Source organism: Paraburkholderia sp. 22099 (assembly GCF_052045835.1).
GTDB classification, from domain to species: domain Bacteria; phylum Pseudomonadota; class Gammaproteobacteria; order Burkholderiales; family Burkholderiaceae; genus Paraburkholderia; species Paraburkholderia terricola.
Genome location: NZ_JBQEPU010000013.1, coordinates 79,912 through 104,430, shown reverse-complemented (window position 1 = coordinate 104,430; position 24,519 = coordinate 79,912). Strand labels below are relative to the sequence as shown.

Genomic DNA, 24,519 nt, shown 5'->3' with positions numbered 1-24,519 from the left:
TGCCTAGGACACGAGCCGTTCGCCGATAGTTCGGCGGCGGCGCGCTCCGGCAAATCAGCGTTTATTGGTGATTGGCGCGTTGCTTCATTGTTTCGTAAAGCGGATCACGGCGGTATCCACGCCCGCGTCGGACAGACGCTGACGGCTCGAATTCATGTCCTCGAACTTGGAGAACGGCCCGATGCGCACGCGATAGTACGTGACACCGCCCGCATCGCGCTGCGTGACCTTCGATTCAAAACCCTGGAACGCGAGACGCGCGCGCTGTTGCTCGGCGTCGGCGGCGGTCTTGTAGGCGCCCACTTGCAGGAAGTAGCCGGTGTTCGCATCGCCCGGCGTCGGCGCCGCGCCCGAACCGGGCTTGGCGTTGGCGGTCGTGGCCGATGACGTGCTCTTCGGCGCGGAGCCCGCGGCGGTCGCGCTCGGCGCGCTCTCGCCCGGCTTCTTCACGGGCGCCGTTGCAGTGCCGTTGTCCGGGGCGGGCTTCGGCGCGATCGCCGTGCCGTTCGCATTGCCGTTATTGGCATTGGACGGCGGCACTTCGACGATTTGCGGTTCTTCCAGCATGCCCGACTGGGTCTGCGCGTTGGTCGCGCCCGGCGCGGTGTTCGGCGGTGCGGGTTGCGCGGCTTGCGGCACCGGCTGGCCCGGCGTCTTGCCTTGCAGCGGACGGTTCGGATCGTATTGCTGCGGCTGGCTCGCGCCGGCATCGGACGCCGCGGGCGGCGCCACCTTCGAGACGAACGGCGTAGGCGCACGGGTGATATACAGCGCCACCACTACCGCGATCGCAAGGCCGACGATCAGGCCCAGCACGATGCCGAGAAAAGTCCCCCCGGTTTGTTTCGATTGCTTTGTTGTGCGGCGTGGTTTTGCCATCGTATGAATCACCTACGAAAAGAATCCTGGAACGGCCGCCGATTATAGCGACGGCCGCATGCATGTTGCGCCGGAGGACTTACATCTTGACGGGAGCGGAGACGCCGATCGTCGCGAGACCGTTGGCCAACACCTGGCGCGTGGCCGCGAGCAGCGCGACGCGTGCATTGCGTTCGGCTGCATCGTCGACCAGCACGCGCTCGGCTCTGTCATTGTAGAACGAGTGGAATTCCCCGGCGAGGTCGCGCAGGTAGAACGCGACCGCGTGCGGCGCGAGTTCGTCGGCCGCGTGTTGCAGCATGTCGGGGAATTCGGCGAGCTTGTTCAGCAAGGCCATGGCGCGTTCGCTGGTGAGCGGCGCGACGTTCACGTTGGCGAGCGTGCTTTCGTCCATGCCGTAGCGCGCCTTGCATTCGGCGATGACCGAGCAGATTCGCGCGTGCGCATATTGCACGTAATGCACCGGGTTTTCGTCATTCTGTTTCAACGCGAGGTCGATGTCGAACACGAATTCCGTATCGGCCTTGCGCGAGATCAGGAAGAAGCGCACGGCGTCGCGGCCGCGGCGAATCGTCTCTTCGTCGATCAGGTCGACGGCGGCCTCCGTGCCCGGCGTCGCGCCGCCCGACCATTCGATCAGGTCGCGCACCGTCACATAGCTGCCGGCGCGCTTCGAGATCTTCACTTCCTCGCCGTTGCGCATCACCGTGACCATTTTGTGCAGGACGTAATCGGGGTAGCCATTCGGAATGCCGACGCCGAGACCTTGCAGACCGGCGCGCACGCGCGCGATCGTGCCGTGGTGGTCGGAGCCCTGGATGTTGATGACCTTGGTGAAGCCGCGTTCCCACTTGGCGACGTGATAGGCGACGTCCGGCACGAAGTACGTGTAGGTGCCGTCGGTCTTGCGCATCACGCGGTCCTTGTCGTCGCCGTCGTCGGTGGTGCGCAGCCACAGCGCGCCTTCCTGCTCGTAGGTCTTGCCGGCGGCGATCAGCGCCTCGACGGTTTTCTCGACGCGGCCTTCCGTGTATAGCGACGACTCCAGATAGTACTGGTCGAACTTCACGCCGAAGGCCTGCAAGTCCATGTCCTGCTCGCGGCGCAGATAGGCGACCGCGAACCGGCGGATCGCTTCGAGATTTTCGACGTCGCCCGCGCCGGTGACCGGCTCGCCGTCGCTCGCCGCCACCGTGACGCCGTTCAGATAGTCTTTCGCGATGTCGGCGATGTACTCGCCGTTGTATGCCGAAGCCGGCCAGCCCGCATCGCCGGGGGCGAGGCCGCGGGCGCGCGCCTGCGTGGACAGCGCGAGCGTGTGGATCTGCACGCCGGCGTCGTTGTAGTAGAACTCGCGATGCACGTCCCAGCCTTGCGAGGCCAGCACGTTCGAAAGCGCGTCGCCGAGCGCGGCCTGGCGGCCGTGGCCGACATGCAGCGGGCCCGTGGGGTTGGCCGAAACGAATTCGATCAGCACGTGCTTGCCGGCGTCGCGTGGCGAGCGGCCGAACGTCTCTTTCTCCGCGAACACGGCGGCGATCACCGCCTGCTTCGCGGCAGCCGCGAGGCGCAGGTTGATGAAGCCGGGACCGGCCACTTCGGCGGTTTCGATGAGACCCTGGGCGCGCGGCTGCGCGAGCAGCGCGTCGACGATCTGTTGCGCCAGTTGGCGCGGATTGGCGCGCAGCGGCTTGGCGAGTTGCATCGCCACGTTGCACGCGACGTCGCCGTGCGCGGCGACCTTGGGACGCTCCAGCGTGATGGTGGGCGACACGAAAGCGGCTTCGGTCGCGCCTTGGGAGGCTTGCGCCACCTGCTTCACCGTATCGGCGAGCAGTGTTTCGAGAGTGTGTTTATGTGCGGGCAGCATGCTTGTTGCGAGTCCAGTGAGGCAATCCGGTGATGCGGAAGAGGCGCCGGCCGCGCGACGGGCGCAGCCGGTTCGTCAGAAGCGTGGAAAGCGGCGATGTGCCCGCCCGGATTTGCCGGGCGCGCCGGGCACATTAGCGGCGCCACTGGGCACATTGCCTGCGTCGCGGTGAGCGCGGCGTGCGGCGACATGCAAGGGCTGCCGCGGCGGGCCGCAAGCGGTGGCAACAACCGCTTGCCGTTGCACGCAGCGCCTAAGCGGGGTGGGCCAACCGGGCCCAGCCGCGCCGCCTGCGCCATGCCGCGCGCGGCGCATGGCGGCGCGCTTTTCCGTCCAGACGGATTTTAGCAGGTGCTAATATGTTCAATGAGATGCCCGGCAAGGGCCGTGGCCGCCGCGCCTGATCGGCGGGCTAACGTAACGCGCGCCGGCAGTCGTCCACGAGCCGCTCGCGCGTCGATCCAACATAACGAAACAGGGAACAGACATGCTGATTACTTTTAAATGCCGCGCCTGCCCCGACGTGGTGATGCTGGAGAACCTCGCACAGTATCTGGTCGGCATCATCGGCAAACGCCTTGGCGAGCGGGGCGTCGTTGCCCATGATGAACTGGGCGTGGCGATCGCGAAACTCGAAGCGGCCATCACCATCGACAAGCAGGAACGCGCCGAGCACGACGGCCATTTCCATGAAGGCGAGGAAGGTCACGAGCATCATGAAATTCCGCCGGGACTCGCACAGCGCGCGTACCCGTTCCTCGACATGCTGCGCGCGGCGCAGAAGGAAAACGCGGATATCGTGTGGGGTCTGTGATCCCGGCGCGATCTCGGTGACGGCGCGCGGCGCGCGTTGCGCCGCTGACGCCGGTGTGCCAATGAAAAGAGCCCGCTGAGTGCGGGCTCTTGTGTTTACCGGACGCGAACAACCGGCCGGCGTGCGCTGCTTACTGGCTGGCGGCCTCCGCCGGGGCCGCTGCCGGCGCCGACGCACCCTTCTTCATTTTCTGCTTCCTGGGTTTCTTGACGTGCTTCACGGTGGGCGGCGAATACGAGCTGACCGCGCTGGAGCCGCCGGGAGCGGCAGGCTGGGCCAGCACCGCCGAGGCGCCCAAGGCAAGGGAAACTGCAGTCAATAACAGCGTCAGCTTCTTCATATGATTCTCTCCGTCGACGATTGCAATTAGATGAGCCGACGCGTTTTTTTGGCCGCGTCTGGCGGTAAAAGCAATTCAGTCTACAAAGACGAAAATTACGCCGCCGCAAATATTCAGTGTTTCCCGCCCGATATAGTGGGTTTGACGCCACGCCACGCCACGCCGTGCCTAGAGCAATGGCGCGAGAGCCCGTTCGGCGTCGGCTTTCGATAACGACATGCGCTGTGCGTAGTCTTCCAGTTGATCCTGACCGATCTTGCCGACCGAGAAATAGGTGCTGTCGGGATGCGCCAGATAGAAGCCGGAGACGCTCGCCGCCGGCAGCATGGCGAGCGATTCGGTCACGGTCATGCCGATTTCATTGGCTTGCAGCACGTCGAACATATCGCGCTTCACCAGGTGGTCCGGGCAGGCCGGATAGCCGGGCGCCGGGCGGATGCCGCGGTACTTTTCCGCGATCAGTTCGTCGTTGGAAAGCGTTTCGGCGTTCGCATAGCCCCAAAGGTCGCGCCGTACGCGCGCATGCAGAGCCTCGGCAAAGGCTTCGGCGAAGCGGTCGGCGAGCGCCTTGAGCATGATCGCGCTGTAGTCGTCGTGATCCTTTTCGAACTGCTTTTCCTTCACGTCCACGCCGAGGCCCGCCGTGACCGCGAACATGCCGATGTAGTCGGCCACGCCCGAATCCTTCGGCGCGATGAAGTCGGCAAGCGACCGGTTCGGCCGCATCACGCCGTCCACCACCGGCCGCACGCTTTGCTGACGCAGGTTGCGCCAGGTCAGCGCGACTTGCGAGCGTGATTCGTCCGTGTAGATTTCGATGTCGTCGTCGTTCACCGTGTTGGCCGGCAGCAGCGCGATCACGCCGTTGGCTTGCAGCCAGCGGCCCTGGATCAGGCGCGCGAGCATCGACTTGCCGTCGGAGAACACACGCCGCGCCGATTCGCCGACGATCTCGTCGTTCAGGATCGCGGGGTACGGGCCGGCCAGGTCCCAGGTCTGGAAGAACGGACCCCAGTCGATATAGTTCGCGAGTTCGTTCAGATCGAAGTTCTTGAACACGCGGCGACCGATGAACTTGGGCTTGACCGGTTGATAGCTCGCCCAATCTACTTTGGTTTTGTTCGCACGGGCTTCGGCGAGCGTGACCATCGGCAGCGCTTTCTTGTTGGCGTGCTGAAGGCGGATACGGTCGTAGTCGGCCTTGAGTTCGTCGACGTACTTCGCCGCGCCTTCGTCGGAGAGCAGGCTCGACGCCACCGACACCGAGCGCGACGCGTCCGGCACGTACACCACCGGGCCTTCGTAATGCGGCGCGATCTTCACGGCGGTGTGCACGCGCGACGTGGTCGCGCCGCCGATCAAAAGCGGTATCTTCTTGATGCGGAAATGATCGTCGCGCTGCATTTCGGACGCGACGTAGGCCATCTCCTCCAGGCTCGGCGTGATGAGCCCCGAGAGACCGATGATGTCCGCGCCCTCGACCTTTGCTCTCGCAAGAATGTCGTTGCACGGGACCATCACGCCCATGTTGACCACTTCGAAGTTATTGCACTGAAGCACCACCGATACGATGTTCTTGCCGATGTCGTGCACGTCGCCCTTGACCGTGGCGATGACGATCTTGCCCTTCGCGCGCACGTCGCCGCCGGCGGCGGCCAACTGCTTCTTTTCTTCCTCGATGTACGGAATCAGGTGCGCGACCGCCTGCTTCATCACGCGCGCCGACTTCACCACTTGCGGCAGGAACATCTTGCCCTGGCCGAACAGATCGCCGACGACGTTCATGCCGTCCATCAGCGGACCTTCGATCACGTTGATCGGCCGGCCACCCGCCGCGGCGATTTTCGCGCGCACTTCCTCGGTGTCTTCGACGATGAAGTTGGTGATGCCGTGCACCAGCGCATGCGACAGACGCTTCTCGACCGGCTGATTGCGCCATTCGAGGTTCTCTTCCTTCTTCGCGGCGCCGGTCTTGAACTTGTCGGCGATTTCGAGCAGACGGTCGGTTCCGTCTTCGCGGCGATTCAGTACGACGTCTTCCACGCGCTCGCGCAACTCGGGATCGAGCTCGGCATACACGCCGAGCTGACCCGCGTTGACGATGCCCATGTCCATGCCCGCCTGGATCGCGTGGTAGAGGAACACGGTGTGGATCGCTTCGCGCACCGGATCGTTGCCGCGGAACGAGAACGACACGTTCGACACGCCGCCGCTCACCTTCGCATACGGCAGGTTCTGCTTGATCCAGCGCGTGGCGTTGATGAAGTCGACGGCGTAGTTGTTGTGCTCTTCGATACCCGTTGCGATCGCGAAGATGTTCGGATCGAAGATGATGTCTTCGGGCGGGAAGCCCACTTCGTTCACAAGGAAGTCGTAGGAGCGCTTGCAGATTTGCGTCTTGCGCTCGAACGTATCGGCCTGGCCTTGCTCGTCGAACGCCATGATCACGGCGGCCGCGCCATAGCGGCGAATCAGGTTCGCGTGATGGCGGAACGCTTCCTCGCCTTCCTTCAGCGAGATCGAGTTGACGATCGCCTTGCCTTGCACGCACTTCAGGCCCGCTTCGATCACTTCCCACTTCGACGAGTCGATCATGATCGGCACGCGCGCGATGTCCGGCTCCGACGCGATCAGATTCATGAAGCGCACCATCGCCGCTTTCGAATCGAGCATCGCCTCGTCCATGTTGACGTCGATGACCTGCGCGCCGTTTTCCACCTGCTGACGCGCCACCGCGACCGCTTCGTCGAACTGGTCGTTCAGGATCATTCGCGCGAACGCCTTGGAGCCCGTCACGTTGGTGCGTTCACCGACGTTGATGAAGAGCGTCCCGGAGGTGACGTTGAACGGCTCGAGGCCGGCAAGGCGCATGGTGTGATCGGTCATGGCGTAGGTGCGAGTGATTTGCGGGCGATTGATGCGTCTGTTTCGATGGCGGGAAGCGGCGGCCCGGAATCCGGGCCGCCGTTTTCAGGCTGCGTCGCGGTATTGCGTCGGCCATTGGCGCGGCTTTACTTCAGCCAGCGCCTTGGCGATCGCCGCGATATGCTCCGGCGTCGTGCCGCAGCAGCCGCCGGCGATATTCACCAGACCTGCCTGCGCGAATTCCTTGAGCAGCCCGGAGGTATCGGCGGGCAATTCGTCGAAGCCGGTGTCGCTCATCGGGTTCGGCAAGCCCGCGTTCGGATAGCACGACACGTAGGTGTCGCACAGCTTCGCCAGTTCGGCGATGTACGGGCGCATCAGCGCCGCGCCCAACGCGCAGTTCAGGCCGAACGTGAGCGGTTTGGCGTGACGCAGCGAGTTCCAGAACGCCTCGACGGTTTGCCCCGAGAGAATGCGCCCCGACGCGTCGGTGACCGTGCCCGAAATCATGATCGGCAGACGCTCGCCGGTGTTTTCAAACAGCTCGTCGAGCGCGAACAACGCGGCCTTCGCATTGAGCGTGTCGAAGATCGTTTCGACGAGGAACAGATCCGCGCCGCCGTCGAGCAAAGCCTTGGCCTGTTCGTAGTACGCCGTGCGCAATTCGTCGAAGGTAACGTTGCGTGCACCAGGATCGTTCACGTCGGGCGAAATGCTCGCCGTCTTGGGCGTCGGCCCGATCGCGCCGGCGACGAAGCGCGGCTTGTCGGGCGTCGAATACTTGTCGCACGCCGCGCGCGCGAGCTTGGCCGACTCGAGATTCATCTCGACTGCAAGCGCTTCCATGCCGTAGTCGGCTTGCGCCACCGTGGTCGCGCCGAACGTGTTCGTTTCGATGATGTCCGCGCCCGCGGCCAGGTATTGCTCGTGAATCTCGCGGATGATCTGCGGTTGCGTGATCGACAGCAACTCGTTGTTGCCCTTGATGTCGCGCCCATAGTCCTTGAAGCGCTCGCCGCGATAGCGGGCTTCGTCGAGCTTGTAACGCTGGATCATCGTGCCCATTGCGCCGTCCAGGATCAGAATGCGCGACTTGAGCAGCGCGGGCAGCGCCGCGCCGCGCGTGTAGGCGGCGTCGGGACGGGCTGACGGGGCAATTTGAGCAGGCTGGTTCATGGCGGACTTGGGCTTGCGCCGGCTTTTCTCGGGAGCCTGTCATTGTAGCCGCTGCTGCCCGGTTCCGCCGGGCGCGGGCCGGAGCAACCATGCCCGCAATCGGGGCATGCGCCGCGCGGATAACAAAACGGCCCAGCAAGGCAAAAGCCTGCTGGGCCGTTTCATGCTGCTGACCGCCTTATAAGGGCCGCCGGCGGAGCCGGACGGCGCGGTCGATGTAGGTCGCCAAAAACGTTGAGCCGAACCCTGCGGTTAGTGAAGAATGACCGGTTGATGCATCAGGCTGTCGAACTGGCCGAGAAATTCGTCTACTTCGTCCAGCGACGGTTCCTCTTCGATCAGCTTTTGCACGTGCTCGCGAAAACGCGCCGCCATTGCACCGTCGATGTAAATTTCGCGCTGCATGTTTTTATCGACGATCTCGTAGCCACCTGACTTCATGGCCAGCGGACCTTCCTGCGGCGGAAACTCGACGACACAATAGTTGGGGCTGTTATAGATCATTTGCATGGCGACACTCCTTATTTCCGTTGGCTCCTGGCCGTTCCTGCGCCATATCTGGAGCTTGTGGTGTGGAATTCAAGGGGTGGGTCCGGGATTGACGCTCCTAAAGGTTCCGAACCTACCGGTTAGACCGGTCTTTCAAGAAACGTTTCAAGCAGTGCAGCAAAACGGTGAGCTTGCTCGACAGGCGCAAGATGAGCGGCGTCGAGTAGTTCGAACTGCGCGCCTTCGATGGCGTCTGCTACCGCCTGTGTCGCAGCAGGCGGCGTGCCCGTGTCGTGGCGGCCCGCCACGGTCAAGGTTGGACAACGTATGGCTCCCAGCTTACTGCGTACGTCGAAATCGCGCAGGGCTTCGCACGCCTTGGCGTAGCCTTCCGGCAACGTATGGCTCAGTACCTCGCTGATCTGTTCGACCGCTTCGGGGTGCGCGGCCTGAAAGCCGGGCGTCAGCCAGCGGCTCAGTGTGGCGGATACCAGCGGCGCCATCCCGTCCTGGCGGGCCGCGGCGGCGCGTTGATCGAAAAGCGCGCGGCCCTCGGGCGGCGTCCCGCCCGTGCTGTCGGCAATGGTCAACGTATCGACGCGCGAAGGGTAGTCCAGTGCGAATTGTTGCGCGACCATGCCGCCCATCGACATGCCGACCAGATGCGTGCGAGGTGCGTCGAGCGCATCGAGCAGCGCGGCGAGGTCGCGCGAAAGGTCGGCGATGGTGAAGGGTTCGCTCGATACCGCGGTTTCTCCGTGACCGCGCAGGTCGTAGCGCAGCACGGTGTAGTCGTCGCGGAAATAGCCGGCGAGCTGGTCCCACACGGACAGGTCGCCGCCGAGCTGGTGGATGAACGTGAGCCAGGGGCCGCCGCCCTCATTGCTCAGCACATAGCGCGTCTCGATGCCGTTGATGTTCACTTGCATACGGGCTCCTTGAAGGGAACGCAGTAGAAGGATCCATTCGCGCGCTGTAGCGGGCGTCGGACGACACGCCGTTACCACATCATACTCAGCGCCGCGCAAACGGTCGGAACTGTTTGTGCGAGCGAGCGTTGACGCGGAAGTTTCGCGATTTGCTCGAGACCCTGCTCGGGTCCAGGCTTTCAGGGCTTGATGATGCCTGGGTTATTGGCGGGATCGGACGAATCGGCGGGAGCGGGTGGCGCGGGCTCCGGCCCCGGCCCGGACGGAACCGCTGACGCGCCTGAAGGCGGCGGGCTCGCCGAATCATCAGGCGACGCTGTGCGGCCATCGCCAATACCATTGGCTCCTCCCGCATTCGACGAACCGACGGCACCATTGGCGTCGAGCTTGCCGCGCCACACCAGTTCGAATTGCGTGCCGTTCGGCTCGGTCTGCAGGATTCTCGCGGGGAGCCAGCCGAGCGAAGGCGCGAGCCACACGTCGATGCGGCGCCGGTCGCCCTCGCGGCGGGGCAGGCGTTTGAAATGGCGCGTATCGAGGTAGCCCTGAGCGGTGCGGATGGTTTCGTCGCCGATCGTCTCGACCGGCCAGTTTTCGCCGCTATCGCTGTCGGCCACGAAGAATTGCCGCGTCACGCCCGGTTGGTAGGCGGCGGGATCGCCACGCACCAGGCTCGCAAGCTGCATCACCATGCTGAAACGGTCTTGCGCGCCGTCGGGCAGCGGCAGTGTGGTCGGCGTGCGCGTAAAGGCGATCTTTTTGTCGACGCGATTGAAGATCGAAATGTCTTCCGCGCGGCGGCCGCGTTTTTCGACGTACTGATCCGGCGCGAGGCCGAATGCGTCGATGCGGCCGTGGCTCGAATAGACGAATGTGCCGACGAACGGCAACGGCACGGAGACGACCATTTCGTAGTTTTGCGCGCTGCTGGACCAGTGGATCGTGCCGGGCTGGTTACGCACGCCGTTGTAAAACGTGTCGTACTGCAGTTCGCCGGATGGCGGAACGGAGAACTTCACGCCCGGTGATGCTTGCGGTCCGCTCGCGCCTGCGGGCGCGCTGGCTGCACCGGCGCCGCTGGCGCCCGCATTGGAGTTCGCATTTGCGTTCGCATTGAGGGCGCTTGCCGCGGTGTCCGATGCAGCAGCCGGAGCTTGCGTCGCCGGCTGCAACGCCGTCAGCACATGCTCGCGCGGCTTGCTCGGGGCTGCCTTATGCGTCGGCGCGGGTGTTGGTGCTTGCTGCGCGGCGGCCGGTTTCCGCTCGATGCGTTCAGGCGTCAGCAGCGCGACCTGCACGGGGACATGCTCGTTATCCGACGGATTCAGCGTCGCGCGGTTGCGCTCGAACCATTGCGCGGCGATCCAGTGCAGAACGGCCACCAGCACGAGAGCCGCAATCCACCGCCACGCGCGCGAGCCGGCGCGCTGCGCGGCGGGCGGCAGGTGGTCGGAGCGGCGGCGTGCGGTGAAGGGTGAGGCCATTTTTTGGCGATGAATGCGTGCGGAAGGAAGTGTCGGGATTGGACAACGCCTGTGGGCATGTGCGCGGCGGCTACCGTAAAAAACCGCCGCAAAAACCACCGCCGAATGCCGCCGCAAAATGCCGCGAAGAACTGGCGGGCCGCATCGGCCCGCCGAGCCGCGAGGCCGGCAGCGAACGGATTCGACCGCGCCGCCGCAAACGATGTTCCGCGACGGCGAAATCGCACCCACGCCGAAGGCATCGAATCGCGGCAAGCTGGCAACGTCAAGCGTGCCGGCCTTATGCCGCGCGGGCTCGAACCCTAGCGGGGCGTCGCACTATACCCCAACTCATACGAGAGCTTCTGCGCGCATTCGCGCAACGCCGTATCGATCTCGCCGCCCCAGCGGATATCGAACGCACCCTCATGGCCCAGCGCCACGATGCCGAGCGCGAGCTCGCCGGTGGAGTCGAACACCGGCATGCAGAAGGCGTGGATGGTCGGCAGCAGCATGCCTTCCACGCGTGCCGCTTCATGCCGCCGCACGTCGGCGAGCACACGCTCGACCTCTTCGTGCGTGCGCGGCCCGCCCATATGGGACGAGCGGCGCGAATCGGCCAGTTCGCGTTCGAGCATCGCCGCCGTCTTGCTCGACGGCAGATACGCGGCAAACAGCAGACCGGTCGCGGAACCGAGCAACGGCATGACGTCGCCGAGTTTCAGCGATGCCTTGGCCGGATGGCTCGATTCCATCCAATGAACCATTGTGGGTCCCTGATTGCCCCAGACCGCGATGCCCACTGTCAAGTCGAGCCGCTCGCGCAGTTCGGCGAGCGCAATGCGCGCGAGCTTCACGCCGTCGACGCGCGCGAGCCGCGCAAGCCCCAATTGCAACGCGAAGCCGCCCAGTTCGTAGCGACCCGACAGCGGATCCTGCGCGACCACGCCAAGGCGCAGAAAACTCACCAGATAGCGATGCGCCTTCGCCGGGCTCATGCCGGCGCGTTGCGCCAGATCGCGCAGCATCATGGCGCGCGGCTCGTGGGTCAGCACGTCGAGCAAGCGGAAACCGACTTCGATCGACTGAATGCCCGAGCGCAGTTTCTCCTCGCCGGTCTCGACGCTTTCGTCGTCGGTTTCGGGCGTATCGAGCGGCTCAGCGGAGTCGGCGTTGCTGTGAATCGCGCCGGAGCGGGCAGTTGGAGGCATGAGCGAGGCGCACGGAGCGCGTTTAAACGGCGGTGAGAAAAGTGCCTTGATCGGCGTGGCTCGCGGCCGAAACCTGCAGTCGCTTGGGCGGCGCCGATTCACCATCGTAGAATAGATTCCTTCCATCGTCACCAACACGGTTCACTCCCCTATGAAACTTGCCACGCTGAAGGACGGCACGCGCGACGGCCAACTGATCGTCGTGTCGCGCGACCTGCATACCGCGGCCATCGCCGACGCGATCGCGCCCACGTTGCAGCGCGTGCTCGACGACTGGACCTTCTACGCGCCGCAATTGCAGGAACTTTACGAAGCGCTCAATCAGGGCCGCGCGCGCAACACCTTCGCGTTCGATGCGAAGGAATGCATGGCGCCGCTGCCGCGCGCATTCCAATGGGCCGACGGGTCGTCGTATGTGAACCATGTCGAGCTGGTGCGGCGCGCGCGCGGCGCGGAAATGCCGCCCGAGTTCTGGACCGATCCGCTGATGTATCAAGGCGGCAGCGACGACTTCATCGGCCCGAAAGACGATGTGCTGTGCGCGTCGGAAGCGTTCGGCATCGACTTCGAGGCGGAACTCGCCGTGATCACCACCGACGTGCCGATGGGCGCCACGCCCGACCAGGCGCTCAGAAGCGTGCGTCTGATCACGCTCGCGAACGACGTCTCGCTGCGCAATCTGATTCCCGCCGAACTGGCGAAAGGCTTCGGCTTTTTCCAGAGCAAGCCGGCCACCTCGTTCGCGCCGGTCGCCGTGACGCCCGACGAACTCGGCGAACATTGGCGCGAAGGCCGCGTGCATCGGCCGATGATCGTCCACTGGAACGGCAAGAAGGTCGGCCAGCCGGACGCGGGCACCGACATGGTGTTTCACTTCGGCCAGTTGATCGCGCACGCGGCGAAAACGCGCAATCTGCGCGCCGGGACGATCGTCGGTTCGGGCACGGTGTCGAACAAGGACGCGAAGCGCGGCTACTGCTGTATCGCCGAGAAGCGCTGCCTGGAGACCATCGAGCACGGCGCGCCGCAAACCGAATTCATGCGCTACGGCGATACCGTGAAGATCGAAATGTTCGATGAAGCCGGCAAGTCGATTTTCGGTTCGATCGACCAGGGCATCGCGCCGCTGGATTGAAGCGGCGAAAGGGTTTCGCCCGATGCCGCGGCCCCGGCGCGCCGCTACACTGACTGGCGCGGCCGCACGCCTCGGGGTGGCCCGCCGCCGTTCATCGCGAGCGTCGGCGCGCGCGGTACAAACAATCAGCAAACAAGCCGCAAAAAAAGCAGCACGACATCGGCAGTACATCAAAAAACGAAAGACCGACGTGAGGAGACAGCATGCCGCGACTTGAATCCTTTGAACCTGCAACCGGAGACGCTCGCGCTTGCGCCGCGAAAGCCCGCACGGGCAAATCGCGTCTTGCGCTTCAGGGTATCGCCGCCGGACTCGGCGCCGCGCTCGCCGCGTCATGGCCCGCCCTGGCGCTCGCGCAGGTAAAGATCGGCCTCGTGTTGTCGCTGACCGGACCGGCCGCATCGCTCGGCATTCCCGCCCGTGACACGGCCACGCTGCTGCCCAGACAGATCGGCGGCCAGAGCGTCGAATACATCGTGCTCGACGACGCGTCCGACACCACCCAGGCGGTGCAGGACACCAAGAAGCTGATTTCGGAGAATCGCGTCGACGCGATCATCGGCTCCTCGATCACGCCGAATTCGCTGTCGATGATCGACGTGGTCGCCGACGGTGAAACGCCGATGATCTCGCTTGCGTCGTCGGCGAAAATCATCGAGCCCGTGGACGCCAGGCGCCATTGGGTCTTCAAGACGCCGCAGACGGACGCGATGATGGCCTCGGCCATCGCCGAACACGCCAGCACGCGCGGCGTCAAGACGATTGCGTTCATCGGCCAGGCCGACGCGCTCGGCGAGACGTTCTACGTCGAGGTCGCGAAGTTCGCGCAGTTGCATCGCATCAACGTGGTCGCGAGCGAACGCTTTAACCGCACCGATCCGAGCGTAACCGGCCAGGTCCTCAAGATTCTCGCGACGAAGCCCGACGCGGTGGTGGTGGGCGCCGCCGGCACGCCCGCCGCGTTGCCGCCGAAGACGCTCAGGGAACGCGGCTACAAAGGGCTGATCTATCACAATCACGGCGTCGGCAACAACGACTTCCTGCGCGTGTGCGGCGCCGATTGCAACGGCACGTTCCTGCCCGCCAGCCCGGTGCTGGTGGCCGCGCAGTTGCCGGCCGATCATCCCGCGAAACGCCTCGCGCTCGACTACATCGCGCGCTTCGAAGCGCTGCGCGGACCGGGCAGCGTGTCGGCGTTCGGTTCGTACACGTGGGACGCGGGCATGCTGCTCAGCAACGCCGTGCCGATCGCGCTGAAGACGGCCGCGCCGGGCACGCCGGAGTTTCGTCGCGCGCTGCGCGATGCGCTCGAAGGCACGCGCGGTCTCGCGGACACCAACGGCGTGGTCAACATGAGCGCCACCGACCACCTCGGGCTCGATCAACGAGCGCGCGTGATGGTCGAAATCAGAAACGCGAAGTGGGTTTATCAGTCGCGCTGAACGGGTTTTTAGCGCAGCGGTTTCAACCGATGCATCGATCGACGGATTACCTGCCATGTCTCACGCACCCCATCGCAACGACGCGCATTACGCGCACTACCAGGCGCTTCAATTGCACCGCCATCCGCACGGCGTGCTCGAAGTCGTGATGAGCGGCGAGGGCGCGAACCGCAGCGCACTCGCCACCGCCGACGCGCGGATGCATTTCGAGCTCGCCGAAATCTGGCGCGACATCGATCGGGATCCTCAAGTGCGTGTCGCGATCATTCGCGGCGAAGGCAAGGGCTTTTCGGCGGGCGGCGATCTGCAACTGGTCGAGGACATGGCGACCGATTTCGACGTGCGCGCGCGCGTGTGGCGCGAGGCACGCGATCTGGTCTACAACGTCATCAACTGCAGCAAGCCGATCGTCTCGGCGATGCACGGCCCGGCGGTCGGCGCGGGGCTCGTGGCGGGCCTGCTCGCCGATATCTCGATCGCGGCGAAGACGGCGCGCATCATCGACGGGCATACGCGTCTGGGCGTCGCCGCCGGCGATCACGCGGCGATCGTCTGGCCGCTGCTGTGCGGCATGGCGAAAGCGAAGTATTACCTGATGCTGTGCGAGCCGGTGAGCGGCGCGGAAGCGGAACGGATCGGCCTCGTATCGCTCGCGGTCGACGAAAACGATCTGCTGCCCAAGGCCTTCGAGGTCGCGCGCAAACTGGCCGACGGCTCGCAAACGGCGATTCGCTGGACCAAGTATGCGTTGAACAACTGGCTGCGCTCGGCGGGGCCGGCGTTCGATACGTCGCTCGCGCTGGAGTTCATGGGGTTTGCCGGGCCGGATGTGCGCGAAGGCGTGAGTTCGCTGCGCGAGCGGCGCGCGCCCGACTTCGGCGGTGCGGATCCGTGGAGTGGGCGGCCGCAAAAGTCGGCCCGCGGCGCTGCGTCGGACGACGAGAATTCCTGAAGCGCGACGGCGCACAGCCTACGCAGCGTATCAAGATGCGCCGGCAAAAACCGGCCACGAGCGAGACGCAAAAGCAGGCGCCTCGCACGGTATCATCGAATCAAACGCGCGCGGGACGGCGCCATTTCCTTCCCTTCAAGCAGCGAGGCGACAAGCATGACCGATACACCTGGCTCCACGCCGCCCTTTCCCGGCTTCCCTGGCTTTCCGCCCGCTGAAATGCTCGACCAGATGTGGGGCATGATGCGGCTCTCTCCGTTCGGCTCGGCCTTTTCCGGCGCGCAACCCGGCGCCGGCCTCGGGCCGTCGCTCTCGATGATGTCCGACATGATGGCGCCGCTCACCAGCGTCGAGGAACTCGACAAGCGCATTACCGACATGCGCGCCGTCGAGCAATGGCTCAAGCTCAATCTGAGCATGTTGCAGTCCGCCATTCAGGCGCTCGAAGTGCAGCGCGCGACGCTCGCCACGTTGCGCGCGTTCGGCGCGTTCGCGCAGGCGTCGATGGAACAGCCGGCTGCATCCGCCGCGCCGAGCCCGTCACCGGCGACCGGCTGGCCGCATTCCGACGCGCCGCGTCCAGCCTCTAGCAGTGCCGGGCCATCGGGGGCATCGTCTCCGGGAGCGGCCGAATCGGCGGGCGATCAGGACGAGGCCCCCGCGACCACTCCCTTCGACGCCTCCGCGTGGTGGAACCTGCTGCAATCCCAGTTCAATCAGATCGCCCAATTCGCGATGACACAGCCCGCGGCGGGCGCCGCAACAGGCAGTTCGCCGACGGAGTCCCCGGAAGAGGAGGCGAAAGCGCCGGCGTCGGGAGGCACGCAGCCGTCTGACGCGCGCGAGGAGCCCGAGTCGGTGCCGCAAGCCGCGCCCAGGCGACCGGCGGCGAAGCGGGCATCGACATCCACGAAGCGCACGGGCAGCGCGAGCGTGAGCCCGCGAGTCGCGAAAAAGTCGGTTTGACGGCGGCAATGAAACGGGGCGCGACTGGCGCGGCATCGACATAGACGACGCAAAGCGCGCAAAAGACGCACGAACGGGCGGTGCCCCATTCAATCGAGAACTCGAATTCACCGCCTGTCATGGTTTTGCCCCAGATCGTCCACCACACTCGCTGGATCGCGTGGTTCATTGAGGCAGGTCAATCGGGCACCGCACTTGCGGCCGCTACCGCGAGGGTCCCGTAAAGTCAGCGTGCTATGATTGTGTAAGCTTTATCTGGCTTTTGGGCGTGCGCTGAAAACAACCAATCCAGCCGCCCTTGCTCCATTCGCCGCCGGCACCACCGGCGCAGGGCTGGACGGTGCGGCTTCATCGCAAAACTGGCTCGACCTCAGGCACAGGGTATCCCTCACCCACGGTTGGCCGCGCAGCGCGTCATCAAGATCAGGCGCCCGCGCAAACGCCCGGACTTCTTGCTGCCCGGCGCATCCAGGCAGCCGATTACCGCGTAAAATTGAATGCTTGGCCGGCGAACGGTGCGTTCGTTCGTCGTCAGCAAAAGTGCTACATGTAGTAGTGACAGACACAGACAGTATGCGCAGAACAGGGGTGGGACTATGAACACCATGCTTTATCCGGAACTTTATAAATCGCTCGAATCCGTTCGATGGGACATGGAGAAAGACATTCCCTGGGACAAGTTCGATGCATCGCTCTTGACCGACGAGCAGGCCGCGACGATCAAGATGAACGCGATCACCGAATGGTCGGCGTTACCCGCCACGGAAATGTTTCTTCGTGACAACCACCACGACAGCGATTTCTCCGCGTTCATGAGCGTGTGGTTCTTCGAGGAGCAAAAGCATTCGCTGGTGCTGATGGAGTATCTGCGCCGCTTCAAACCGGAAATGTGTCCGACGGAAGAAGAACTGCACGCCGTGCGTTTCGAATTCGATCCGGCGCCGCCGCTCGAAACGCTGATGCTGCACTTCTGCGGCGAAATCCGCCTGAATCACTGGTATCGCCGTGCGGCAGAGTGGCACACCGAGCCGGTCATCAAGCATATCTACGAAACCATTTCGCGCGACGAAGCGCGTCACGGCGGCGCTTATCTGCGCTACATGAAGAAAGCAATGGCGCAGACCGGCGACATCGCGCGCGCGGCCTTCGCCAAGATCGGCGTGTTGATGGCGTCGGCACGCCGCACCGAAAAGCCGCTGCACCCCACCAATCTGCACGTGAACCAGGCGCTGTTCCCGCGCGACACGATTCAGTCGCGTCTGCCGGATCCGGAATGGCTCGAACGCTGGCTCGACGAGCAAATCCGTTTCGACGACGGCTGGGAAAAGAAGGTGGTCGAACGGATCCTGCACAATCTGTCGATCCTGTTCGAGCGCACGTTCAATACGGCGCAGGAATTGAATCGCTACCGCAAGGAAGTGGTTGCGCGCTTGCAGGCCGACCAGAAATCGGCTGGGCAGCCGGCTTGATGGCTGTGAATTCGCTGGCTTGAGTTTGCCGGTATGAGTCGACTCCGGCGGCGCTCGCGCCACGAACAGGTCTTACGGTTTCAAAGAACGGTCCGGCACGCGTGAGCTTGCCGGACCGTTTTGCTTCGTGCCGCCCAACGTGTATCGTGGCGGCACTTTCCCGTTTCTTTCCGACTCCGTCATGGCTGCTACTTTCGAACGCAAGATTCTCACGCGCGATGCGCTGGTCGAGCTCCGTCCCTCGTTGAGCGCGCCGGTGGTATTTACCAATGGGGTGTTCGATATCCTGCATCGCGGGCATGTCACGTACCTAGCGGACGCGAAAGCGTTGGGCGCCAGTCTGATCGTCGGCGTGAATAGCGACGCCTCGGTCCGCATGCTAGGCAAGGGCGACGATCGGCCTATCAATAACGAGGCTGATCGGATGGCTCTGCTGGCGGCTCTGGAGAGCGTCGATTACGTGGTGTGCTTCGGCGAAAAGACGCCTGTCGAGTTGATTTCGGCACTGCGGCCGGATGTGCTCGTCAAGGGCGGTGACTACGATATGGATGCGTTGCCCGAGTCGGCCATCGTGCGCGGATGGGGCGGGAAGGCGTTGGCGATCCCGTTCGAGCATGACCGCTCGACCAGCGCGCTGCTGAAGAAGGTTCGCACGCAAGGCTGAACGACGCGCTCGCTCGCGCGCCGCGCAAGTCTCATGCGCTTACGCGCTGTCTGCGCCCCTTCGTGCGTCTGCTTACTGAGGCAAGGCCGATGCCGCGATCGGCGCGGCCGGCGCCGGGCCGCCGACTACCGGCTGGTCGGCGGCCTGAGCCGGCGTGATGGGTTGAACGCGCAACCACTCCGGATGGACTTGCCGGTTCAAATGGTTAGGCTCGCGTCCTCCGGCTGTGGGCGGGGGCCCGAATACGCCGCGCACCGCGACGAATGCCAGCAGGTTGGCAAGAAAGAGTATGGCGATCAGCCAGCGCAGCATTGTTGTTCTCTCACTCCGAAAATCGGGCCGCCGTTATCTTGATGGGCGGAACTCAGGCGCCGCGTTGCATCGCGCGTTCGGCGGCAATCAGCGCAAGACCGGACAGCACGAGCGAATCGTGGCGAGTATGCGGCACTTTGAGCGCGCTTGTCACTTCATCGGCGGCGCCGCCGCTCACTACCAGACGCACCGGCACCTGCCATTCTTCCTGCAAGTCGCGCCACATCCGCTCGATCAAGCCGGCTTGCGCCAGCGTGCAACCGGCCGACAGCGAACGCGGCGTGTCGGTCGCGAAGAACGGGCCGGGGTGCGCCGCCTGAAGCGTGCCGCCGGCGTCGACCAGGCCGCGCGCCGCGTCGGCGTCGAGCGTCGGCAGTTGCGCGGTGTGCTCGCCCAGTGAGCGCATCATCAAGGTCCAACCCGGCGCGATCAGGCCGCCGACAAAACAGCCGTCCGCCCGCAACGCCTCCAGCGTGGTCGCCGTGCCGAACGTCGCGATCAGCAGAGGTTCGCCGGGAAACGCCGCGTGCGCGCCGATCATACCGGCCCAACGGTCGCTGCCGAGCGCGTGCGGCGTGGTGTAGCTGTTGGTCACGCCGCATTGCCGCGCGCAGGCGCGAATCGTCGTGAGCGGCAATTGCGGCCAGTGAGTGGCAAGCAGCGCTGTGATCCGCGCCGCGACGCCATCGCCCGCGACGTTCGATAACCATGCGCTGCCGGGCGTCGGCAAGTTCGACCACTCAAGAGCGTCTTCGGCGCCGTCGTGCGCCAGCGCCCCCGACGCGATCCGCGCGCCGTCCGCCTGCACCAAAGCCCACTTGATGCGGCTATTGCCCGCATCGATCAGCAGATAGGGCGCACCGTTCGTCATGCGGCACCGTCGGCGAGACGCAGCGAGACGTCGCCGGTGGCGATGGCCTGGCGGCCCGCAGCCGTGTCGAGCAGCAATTGACCCCGCTCGTCGACGCCCGCCGCCACGCCGCGCGCCAGTTCCTCGCCTTGCTCCAGCAACACGACTTCGCGCCCCGCGTACGCATGCACGGCGTTCCAGCGCGCCTGGAACGGCGCGAAGCCGTCGGCGCCGAAGCGCTGCAGCGCGGGTTCGAGCGCGTTCAGTTCGGCGGCGAGCGTGTCGGTGAGATTCGCGTTGGGCAGCGCGCGTTGCAGTGCCGTCGGCGCGGTGCCGCGCGCCTGCGGCGGCGTGCCGGCGTTCAGTGCGCCGACCTTGGCCGCCAGTTCGTCCGCGCCCTTCACGTTGGTGCCGATGCCGATCACGACGGCGCTGGCCTCGTCGGTGCTCCACGCGGTTTCGATGAGGATGCCGGCCAGTTTGTCGCCTTCGAGCAGCACGTCGTTCGGCCACTTCAGCGCGATCTGGCCGGGACCCGCGACCGGCAGCGAACGCAGCCCGTCGACCAGCGCCACGCCGACAGCGAGACTTAGCCCCGCCAGTCCTCCGAGAGGACGCGGCAGCACGCACGCCACCGAAAACAGCAGCGCATTGCCGGGCTCCGCATACCAGGGACGGCCGCGGCGCCCGCGCCCGGCCGTTTGCAGATACGCGACCCGCACGATCGGACGCGGCAGCGCGCCGGCCTTGCGCGGCAACGCCTTGACGCGGGTCATGAGGTCGGCGTTGGTCGAGCCGGTTTCCTCGACGATTTCGATCGGCCAGTCATGCGCGTGCGGGCCGAACAGCGCGACGGCGCGCTCGCGATCGATACGCCAGTCGGCAGCCGCGGCGGCCCGGGATGAGGTCTTGTCAGCGTTCATGTCCGGTATTGTAGCGACAGCCAACCGGGCCGGCCGCCGGCACGATCTATCCGCCGCGCCTTCGCTACAATGGCCGCTTAATCCGATAACCAGATTCCTGCGATCCTTGAACTACGACACTCCGCCCGGCCTTGAAGTCGCGGCCGGCAGCCAGGGCAAGATCGTCCGGCTCTCGGGCCAGTGGACGGCGCTCGCGCTCGCGCGCGACCGCGCGACCGGACACGTGATTCCCCAGTTGCGCTCGCTGATAGGCGCCACGGGCATCCGCCAGTGGGACCTCTCGGGCATCGACCGGATGGACCACGTGGGCGGCCAGGCGCTATGGCGCGTGTGGGGCCACCGGATGCCGCCGGACACCGAGCTCACCGATACGCAGCGCGATATTTTCGAGCGCATCGCGCTGCTCGACACGGCGCGCGAAACGGCCGAGCCGGTCGTCAAGTTCGATCCGTTCACGCGGCTCGGCCTCGCGATCTTCTCGTTCTTCGAGCATCTATATGGCGGCGTCGGCATGCTCGGGCGCGTCGTGCTCGATCTGCTGGCGATCGTGCGCAAGCCGAAAATCACGCCGTGGACCGAGATCTCCGCGAACATCTACAACGCCGGCACCCGGGCGCTGCCGATCACCGCGCTGGTGGCGTTCCTGATCGGCATCGTGCTCAGCTATCTGTCCGCGCAGCAACTGCGGCTCTTCGGCGCGAATCAGTACATCGTGAATATTCTCGGGCTCTCGGTGATCCGCGAACTGGGGCCGGTGTTGTCGGCGATCCTGGTGGCGGGCCGTTCGGGCTCGGCGATCACCGCGCAGATCGGCGTGATGCGCGTGACCGAGGAACTCGACGCGATGCGCGTGATGGGCATTCCGCACGGGCTGCGGCTGATCCTGCCGCGCGTGATCGCGCTCGGCGTGGCGATGCCGCTGCTCGTGATGTGGACCAACATCATCGCGCTCGCCGGCGGCGCGCTGGCCGCCAAGATCGTGCTCGGCATCGACATGAGCTACTTCGCGCGCGCGTTGCCGGGCGTGGTGCCGGTCGCGAATCTGTGGATCGGCCTCGGCAAGGGCGTCGCGTTCGGCATGCTGATCGCGCTCGTCGGCTGCCATTTCGGTTTCCGCATCAAGGCCAATTCGCAGAGTCTCGGCGAAGGCACGACGACTTCGGTGGTGACCTCGATCACCATCGTGATTCTCGCGGACGCGGTGTTCGCGATCCTCTTCCAGAACGTGGGGCTCGGATGATCGCGCCACTCACCCAGGCCGTGCGCGGCCAGCCGATGCCCTCGATCGCCGAGCCGGTGATCGAGGTGATCGACGTGACCAAGCGCTACGGCCGCAACATCGTGCATCAGCACCTGAATCTGGACGTGCGGCGCGGCGAGATCGTGTCGATCGTCGGCGGCTCGGGCTCCGGCAAAACCACGCTGGTGCGGCAGATTCTCGGTTTGGAGCGGCCGTCGTCGGGCACCATCAAGCTGTTCGGCGAGGACCTCGCGACCATCTCGCCGGAAACCGCGCTGCTGATGCGCAGCCGCTCCGGCATGCTGTTTCAGCGCGGCGCGCTGTTCTCGTCGCTTTCGGTGTTCGACAACATCGCGCAGCCGGTGCGCGAACTCGGCCAGGTGCCCGAGGACCTGTTGCGCGACATCGTGATGCTCAAGCTGGAAATGGTCGGTCTGCCGTGCAAGCACGCGTCGAAGATGCCGTCGGCGCTGTCGGGCGGAATGATCAAGCGCGTGGGCATTGCGCGCGCGATCGCGCTGGAACCTGAACTGCTGTTTCTCGACGAACCGACCGCCGGGCTCGATCCGCAGGCGTCCGATGAATTCGTCGAACTCATCTCGGCGCTGCATCGCGCGCTGGGCTTGACCGTGGTGATGGTCACGCACGATCTCGACACGATGGTCGCGCTGTCCACCCGCGTCGCGGTGCTGGCCGATCGCAAGGTGCTGGTCGCCGCGCCGGTCGAGGAGGCGGCGGGCGTCGATCATCCTTTCATCCGCGAATATTTCCTCGGCCTGCGCGGGCGCCGCGCGTTGCAGGCGCTGCCGCCGGAGCGCCGCGCGAAACTGCCGCGCGCGGCGCTCGAACCGGCGTCGTCCGAATTGCCGCTGTGAACCAGGGAACCTGACAATGGAAAACAAATCACACGCCTTCTGGGCGGGGCTCTTCACGATCGTCCTGCTGGTTGCGATCGCGGTGGCGGCTTTTTTGTTCAACGTCGACCGTTCCGTGCGGGTGCCGTACGATCTGATCGCGCGCACCAACGTGACGGGGCTTTATACCGACGCGGCGGTGCGCTATCGCGGGCTCGACGTCGGCAAGGTGCAGTCGATCAAATTCGACCGGGCTCATCCGGGGCAGATTCTGATCCGCATCCTCGTCGACACGCACGCGCCGATCACCCATTCGACTTTCGGCAGCCTGGGCTTCCAGGGGGTGACGGGCATTGCCTTCATCCAGTTGGACGACAGCGGGCGCGATCCGTCGCCGCTGCCGTCGTCGCCCAAGCAGGTCGCGCAGTTGCCGATGCGTCCGGGCTTGCTCGATCAATTGCAGCAACGCGGCGACGTGCTGCTGCGCAAACTCGAAAAAGTCGCGGACGACGTCGATAATCTGCTGTCGCCGGAAATGGCCGCTCAACTGCAAGGCACGGCGGCCAGCATCCAGAAGGCCGCCGACGGTGTGGCCACGCTGACCCAGCAGGCGGCGCCGGTCGCCGGCAAGCTGCCCGCCACGATCGACCAACTGGATCGCACGCTCGCGTCGACCAATCAGTTGATCACCAGTCTGAACCGCCCGGACGGTCCGTTCGAGACCAACCTCAACAAGGTCGGCGCGGCGGCGCAGCAGGCGGGCGACGCGTTGACGTCGATGAACGGCTCGCTGCAGGAGTTGTCGGCGCGGGTCGGCTACGACACCTTGCCGCGCGTCAATTCGCTCGCCGAGGACGTGCGCTCGGCGGCCCGTTCGGTGGACCGCGCGGCCGATACGTTGAGCAGCAATCCGCGCAGCGTGCTGTTCGGCGCGCCGGGCGCGGCGCCCGGACCTGGCGAGGCCGGTTTCAAGTGGCCCGCCGCCCGCGCCGATAAATGATTTGAAGGTTTTGAAGAAGGAAGATGGTTATGTCACGCTCGATTCACCGATTGTTGTCCTCGGGATGGTCCACGCGCGCCGCGCTGGCGGCGCTGCTCGCGTTCGGCGTGCTGGCCGCGGGTTGCGCGGGTAATCCTGCGGCAATCTCGGACATCCGCTACGATTTCGGCCCGCCGAATCAGGCCGCTTCGGCGGGCCAGTTGCCGGCCGTGAAGATACTCGACGTCAGCGCGCCGGGCATGCTCGAATCCGACAAGCTGATCTACCGGCTCAGCTACGCCGACGCGCAGCAAACCGCCACCTACGCGAACAGCCATTGGACGATGCCGCCCGCGCAGTTGCTGACCCAGCGTCTGCGCAACGCGCTCAGTTCGAACGGCACCGTATTGACGGGCGCAGACGGCGTGCGCGCGCCGGTGCTGAAGGTCGATCTGAGCGAGTTCGAGCAGGTTTTCGACAGCAGTTCCCAGAGCCACGCCGCAGTCACCGCGCGCGCCACGCTGACGCAGAACGGCAAGGTGATCGGCCAGCGCACGTTCGTCTCGCGTGCGCCGGCCAGTTCGTCGGACGCCGCCGGCGGCGCGCAGGCGCTCGCCACGGCCAGCGACGATCTGGTCGCGCAAATCGGCGCGTGGCTCGGCGTGCAGGCGCTGGTCGCCGCGCAATGACCTCCCGG

Annotated in this window: 23 protein-coding genes; 11 read left to right on the top strand and 12 right to left on the bottom strand. The window is 65.2% G+C overall.

The genetic code is table 11. The features are described 5' to 3' along the window. Positions 1–84: 84 nt before the first annotated feature. Both ACTJLC_RS14730 and argS read right to left on the bottom strand, forming a co-directional pair. Positions 85–879: an SPOR domain-containing protein gene (locus ACTJLC_RS14730; protein ID WP_440844352.1), complete on the bottom strand. Its 795-nt coding sequence runs from the start codon at positions 877–879 to the stop codon at positions 85–87. A 79-nt stretch (positions 880–958) separates the two neighbouring features. After that, a complete protein-coding gene (gene argS / locus ACTJLC_RS14725) occupies positions 959–2,749 on the bottom strand; it encodes an arginine--tRNA ligase (protein WP_073429311.1) in 1,791 nt (596 codons plus the stop codon). Between the two features lie 487 nt (positions 2,750–3,236). Here argS and ACTJLC_RS14720 point away from each other — a divergent pair, with 487 nt between their 5' ends. Beyond that, complete coding sequence (locus ACTJLC_RS14720; RefSeq protein ID WP_073429312.1) at positions 3,237–3,563, top strand: DUF1840 domain-containing protein; 327 nt, start codon at positions 3,237–3,239, stop codon at positions 3,561–3,563. 130 nt (positions 3,564–3,693) lie between these two features. Here ACTJLC_RS14720 and ACTJLC_RS14715 read toward each other — a convergent pair whose 3' ends face one another. The 7 genes from ACTJLC_RS14715 to ACTJLC_RS14685 all read right to left on the bottom strand — a co-directional run bounded on the left by ACTJLC_RS14715 (position 3,694) and on the right by ACTJLC_RS14685 (position 12,168). After that, positions 3,694–3,903, bottom strand: a complete 210-nt coding sequence (locus tag ACTJLC_RS14715; RefSeq protein ID WP_440844349.1) for an acid-shock protein — start codon at positions 3,901–3,903, stop codon at positions 3,694–3,696. A gap of 168 nt (positions 3,904–4,071) precedes the next feature. Beyond that, positions 4,072–6,807, bottom strand: a complete 2,736-nt coding sequence (gene metH / locus ACTJLC_RS14710; RefSeq protein WP_440844415.1) for a methionine synthase — start codon at positions 6,805–6,807, stop codon at positions 4,072–4,074. A gap of 66 nt (positions 6,808–6,873) precedes the next feature. Next, the gene (locus ACTJLC_RS14705) at positions 6,874–7,944 is read right to left on the bottom strand and encodes a homocysteine S-methyltransferase family protein (protein ID WP_073429315.1); all 1,071 of its coding nucleotides are present in this window, start codon (positions 7,942–7,944) and stop codon (positions 6,874–6,876) included. Between the two features lie 252 nt (positions 7,945–8,196). Continuing rightward, positions 8,197–8,454, bottom strand: a complete 258-nt coding sequence (locus tag ACTJLC_RS14700) for a BTH_I0359 family protein (protein WP_007179533.1) — start codon at positions 8,452–8,454, stop codon at positions 8,197–8,199. Between the two features lie 119 nt (positions 8,455–8,573). Further along, complete coding sequence (locus tag ACTJLC_RS14695; protein ID WP_310119327.1) at positions 8,574–9,362, bottom strand: alpha/beta fold hydrolase; 789 nt, start codon at positions 9,360–9,362, stop codon at positions 8,574–8,576. A gap of 179 nt (positions 9,363–9,541) precedes the next feature. After that, positions 9,542–10,846, bottom strand: coding sequence for a DUF3108 domain-containing protein (locus tag ACTJLC_RS14690; protein ID WP_440844346.1), 1,305 nt, complete (start codon positions 10,844–10,846; stop codon positions 9,542–9,544). Between the two features lie 302 nt (positions 10,847–11,148). Further along, positions 11,149–12,168, bottom strand: a complete 1,020-nt coding sequence (locus ACTJLC_RS14685; protein ID WP_374710914.1) for an IclR family transcriptional regulator — start codon at positions 12,166–12,168, stop codon at positions 11,149–11,151. 19 nt (positions 12,169–12,187) lie between these two features. Here ACTJLC_RS14685 and ACTJLC_RS14680 point away from each other — a divergent pair, with 19 nt between their 5' ends. The 6 genes from ACTJLC_RS14680 to rfaE2 all read left to right on the top strand — a co-directional run bounded on the left by ACTJLC_RS14680 (position 12,188) and on the right by rfaE2 (position 18,664). Beyond that, positions 12,188–13,171 (top strand): fumarylacetoacetate hydrolase family protein, encoded by a 984-nt coding sequence (locus ACTJLC_RS14680; protein ID WP_083084788.1) that lies wholly within the window; start codon positions 12,188–12,190, stop codon positions 13,169–13,171. Between the two features lie 203 nt (positions 13,172–13,374). Next, positions 13,375–14,613 (top strand): ABC transporter substrate-binding protein, encoded by a 1,239-nt coding sequence (locus tag ACTJLC_RS14675; RefSeq protein ID WP_073429321.1) that lies wholly within the window; start codon positions 13,375–13,377, stop codon positions 14,611–14,613. A 55-nt stretch (positions 14,614–14,668) separates the two neighbouring features. After that, complete coding sequence (locus ACTJLC_RS14670) at positions 14,669–15,565, top strand: enoyl-CoA hydratase/isomerase family protein (protein ID WP_310119320.1); 897 nt, start codon at positions 14,669–14,671, stop codon at positions 15,563–15,565. 156 nt (positions 15,566–15,721) lie between these two features. Further along, complete coding sequence (locus tag ACTJLC_RS14665; protein ID WP_440844343.1) at positions 15,722–16,531, top strand: PhaM family polyhydroxyalkanoate granule multifunctional regulatory protein; 810 nt, start codon at positions 15,722–15,724, stop codon at positions 16,529–16,531. Positions 16,532–17,127: 596 nt separating this feature from the next. After that, the gene (locus tag ACTJLC_RS14660; RefSeq protein ID WP_073429324.1) at positions 17,128–18,000 is read left to right on the top strand and encodes a ferritin; all 873 of its coding nucleotides are present in this window, start codon (positions 17,128–17,130) and stop codon (positions 17,998–18,000) included. Positions 18,001–18,181: 181 nt separating this feature from the next. Further along, positions 18,182–18,664 carry a D-glycero-beta-D-manno-heptose 1-phosphate adenylyltransferase gene (gene rfaE2 / locus ACTJLC_RS14655; RefSeq protein ID WP_440844341.1) on the top strand — a complete coding sequence of 161 codons (483 nt, stop codon included), beginning with the start codon at positions 18,182–18,184 and terminating at the stop codon, positions 18,662–18,664. A 72-nt stretch (positions 18,665–18,736) separates the two neighbouring features. Here the strand turns inward: rfaE2 and ACTJLC_RS14650 are convergent, their stop codons facing one another. From ACTJLC_RS14650 to ACTJLC_RS14640, 3 genes are read right to left on the bottom strand one after another with little or no spacing between them, the layout of a single operon-like run. Next, a complete protein-coding gene (locus ACTJLC_RS14650; protein ID WP_073429326.1) occupies positions 18,737–18,976 on the bottom strand; it encodes a hypothetical protein in 240 nt (79 codons plus the stop codon). A 52-nt stretch (positions 18,977–19,028) separates the two neighbouring features. Continuing rightward, a complete protein-coding gene (locus ACTJLC_RS14645) occupies positions 19,029–19,847 on the bottom strand; it encodes a type III pantothenate kinase (protein WP_440844338.1) in 819 nt (272 codons plus the stop codon). Further along, on the bottom strand, positions 19,844–20,749 hold the full coding sequence (locus ACTJLC_RS14640) for a biotin--[acetyl-CoA-carboxylase] ligase (protein ID WP_440844336.1): 906 nt from the start codon (positions 20,747–20,749) through the stop codon (positions 19,844–19,846). The genes ACTJLC_RS14645 and ACTJLC_RS14640 overlap by 4 nt, the downstream gene beginning before the upstream one ends. Before the next feature lie 106 nt (positions 20,750–20,855). On the opposite strand from ACTJLC_RS14640, the gene ACTJLC_RS14635 reads away from it, so the two are divergent. Genes ACTJLC_RS14635 through ACTJLC_RS14620 form a run of 4 tightly spaced genes read left to right on the top strand, consistent with a single transcriptional unit; the run spans position 20,856 to position 24,511 of the window. Then, entirely contained in the window at positions 20,856–21,989 is a 1,134-nt protein-coding gene (locus ACTJLC_RS14635; RefSeq protein WP_073429329.1) for an MlaE family ABC transporter permease, read from the top strand. Then, a complete protein-coding gene (locus ACTJLC_RS14630) occupies positions 21,986–22,864 on the top strand; it encodes an ABC transporter ATP-binding protein (protein ID WP_073429330.1) in 879 nt (292 codons plus the stop codon). The genes ACTJLC_RS14635 and ACTJLC_RS14630 overlap by 4 nt, the downstream gene beginning before the upstream one ends. A 16-nt stretch (positions 22,865–22,880) precedes the next feature. Beyond that, the gene (locus tag ACTJLC_RS14625; protein WP_073429331.1) at positions 22,881–23,843 is read left to right on the top strand and encodes an MlaD family protein; all 963 of its coding nucleotides are present in this window, start codon (positions 22,881–22,883) and stop codon (positions 23,841–23,843) included. A 29-nt stretch (positions 23,844–23,872) separates the two neighbouring features. Further along, entirely contained in the window at positions 23,873–24,511 is a 639-nt protein-coding gene (locus tag ACTJLC_RS14620; protein WP_083084776.1) for an ABC-type transport auxiliary lipoprotein family protein, read from the top strand. Positions 24,512–24,519 lie beyond the last annotated feature (8 nt).

What these genes read in the sequence shown, in the direction of transcription:
- ACTJLC_RS14730 (WP_440844352.1), bottom strand. Translation starts at nt 879, where the DNA reads ATGGCAAAACCACGCCGCACAACAAAGCAATCGAAACAAACCGGGGGG.
- argS (WP_073429311.1), bottom strand. Translation starts at nt 2,749, where the DNA reads ATGCTGCCCGCACATAAACACACTCTCGAAACACTGCTCGCCGATACG.
- ACTJLC_RS14720 (WP_073429312.1), top strand. Translation starts at nt 3,237, where the DNA reads ATGCTGATTACTTTTAAATGCCGCGCCTGCCCCGACGTGGTGATGCTG.
- ACTJLC_RS14715 (WP_440844349.1), bottom strand. Translation starts at nt 3,903, where the DNA reads ATGAAGAAGCTGACGCTGTTATTGACTGCAGTTTCCCTTGCCTTGGGC.
- ACTJLC_RS14705 (WP_073429315.1), bottom strand. Translation starts at nt 7,944, where the DNA reads ATGAACCAGCCTGCTCAAATTGCCCCGTCAGCCCGTCCCGACGCCGCC.
- ACTJLC_RS14700 (WP_007179533.1), bottom strand. Translation starts at nt 8,454, where the DNA reads ATGCAAATGATCTATAACAGCCCCAACTATTGTGTCGTCGAGTTTCCG.
- ACTJLC_RS14695 (WP_310119327.1), bottom strand. Translation starts at nt 9,362, where the DNA reads ATGCAAGTGAACATCAACGGCATCGAGACGCGCTATGTGCTGAGCAAT.
- ACTJLC_RS14690 (WP_440844346.1), bottom strand. Translation starts at nt 10,846, where the DNA reads ATGGCCTCACCCTTCACCGCACGCCGCCGCTCCGACCACCTGCCGCCC.
- ACTJLC_RS14680 (WP_083084788.1), top strand. Translation starts at nt 12,188, where the DNA reads ATGAAACTTGCCACGCTGAAGGACGGCACGCGCGACGGCCAACTGATC.
- ACTJLC_RS14675 (WP_073429321.1), top strand. Translation starts at nt 13,375, where the DNA reads ATGCCGCGACTTGAATCCTTTGAACCTGCAACCGGAGACGCTCGCGCT.
- ACTJLC_RS14670 (WP_310119320.1), top strand. Translation starts at nt 14,669, where the DNA reads ATGTCTCACGCACCCCATCGCAACGACGCGCATTACGCGCACTACCAG.
- ACTJLC_RS14665 (WP_440844343.1), top strand. Translation starts at nt 15,722, where the DNA reads ATGACCGATACACCTGGCTCCACGCCGCCCTTTCCCGGCTTCCCTGGC.
- ACTJLC_RS14660 (WP_073429324.1), top strand. Translation starts at nt 17,128, where the DNA reads ATGAACACCATGCTTTATCCGGAACTTTATAAATCGCTCGAATCCGTT.
- rfaE2 (WP_440844341.1), top strand. Translation starts at nt 18,182, where the DNA reads ATGGCTGCTACTTTCGAACGCAAGATTCTCACGCGCGATGCGCTGGTC.
- ACTJLC_RS14650 (WP_073429326.1), bottom strand. Translation starts at nt 18,976, where the DNA reads ATGCTGCGCTGGCTGATCGCCATACTCTTTCTTGCCAACCTGCTGGCA.
- ACTJLC_RS14645 (WP_440844338.1), bottom strand. Translation starts at nt 19,847, where the DNA reads ATGACGAACGGTGCGCCCTATCTGCTGATCGATGCGGGCAATAGCCGC.
- ACTJLC_RS14640 (WP_440844336.1), bottom strand. Translation starts at nt 20,749, where the DNA reads ATGAACGCTGACAAGACCTCATCCCGGGCCGCCGCGGCTGCCGACTGG.
- ACTJLC_RS14630 (WP_073429330.1), top strand. Translation starts at nt 21,986, where the DNA reads ATGATCGCGCCACTCACCCAGGCCGTGCGCGGCCAGCCGATGCCCTCG.
- ACTJLC_RS14625 (WP_073429331.1), top strand. Translation starts at nt 22,881, where the DNA reads ATGGAAAACAAATCACACGCCTTCTGGGCGGGGCTCTTCACGATCGTC.
- ACTJLC_RS14620 (WP_083084776.1), top strand. Translation starts at nt 23,873, where the DNA reads ATGTCACGCTCGATTCACCGATTGTTGTCCTCGGGATGGTCCACGCGC.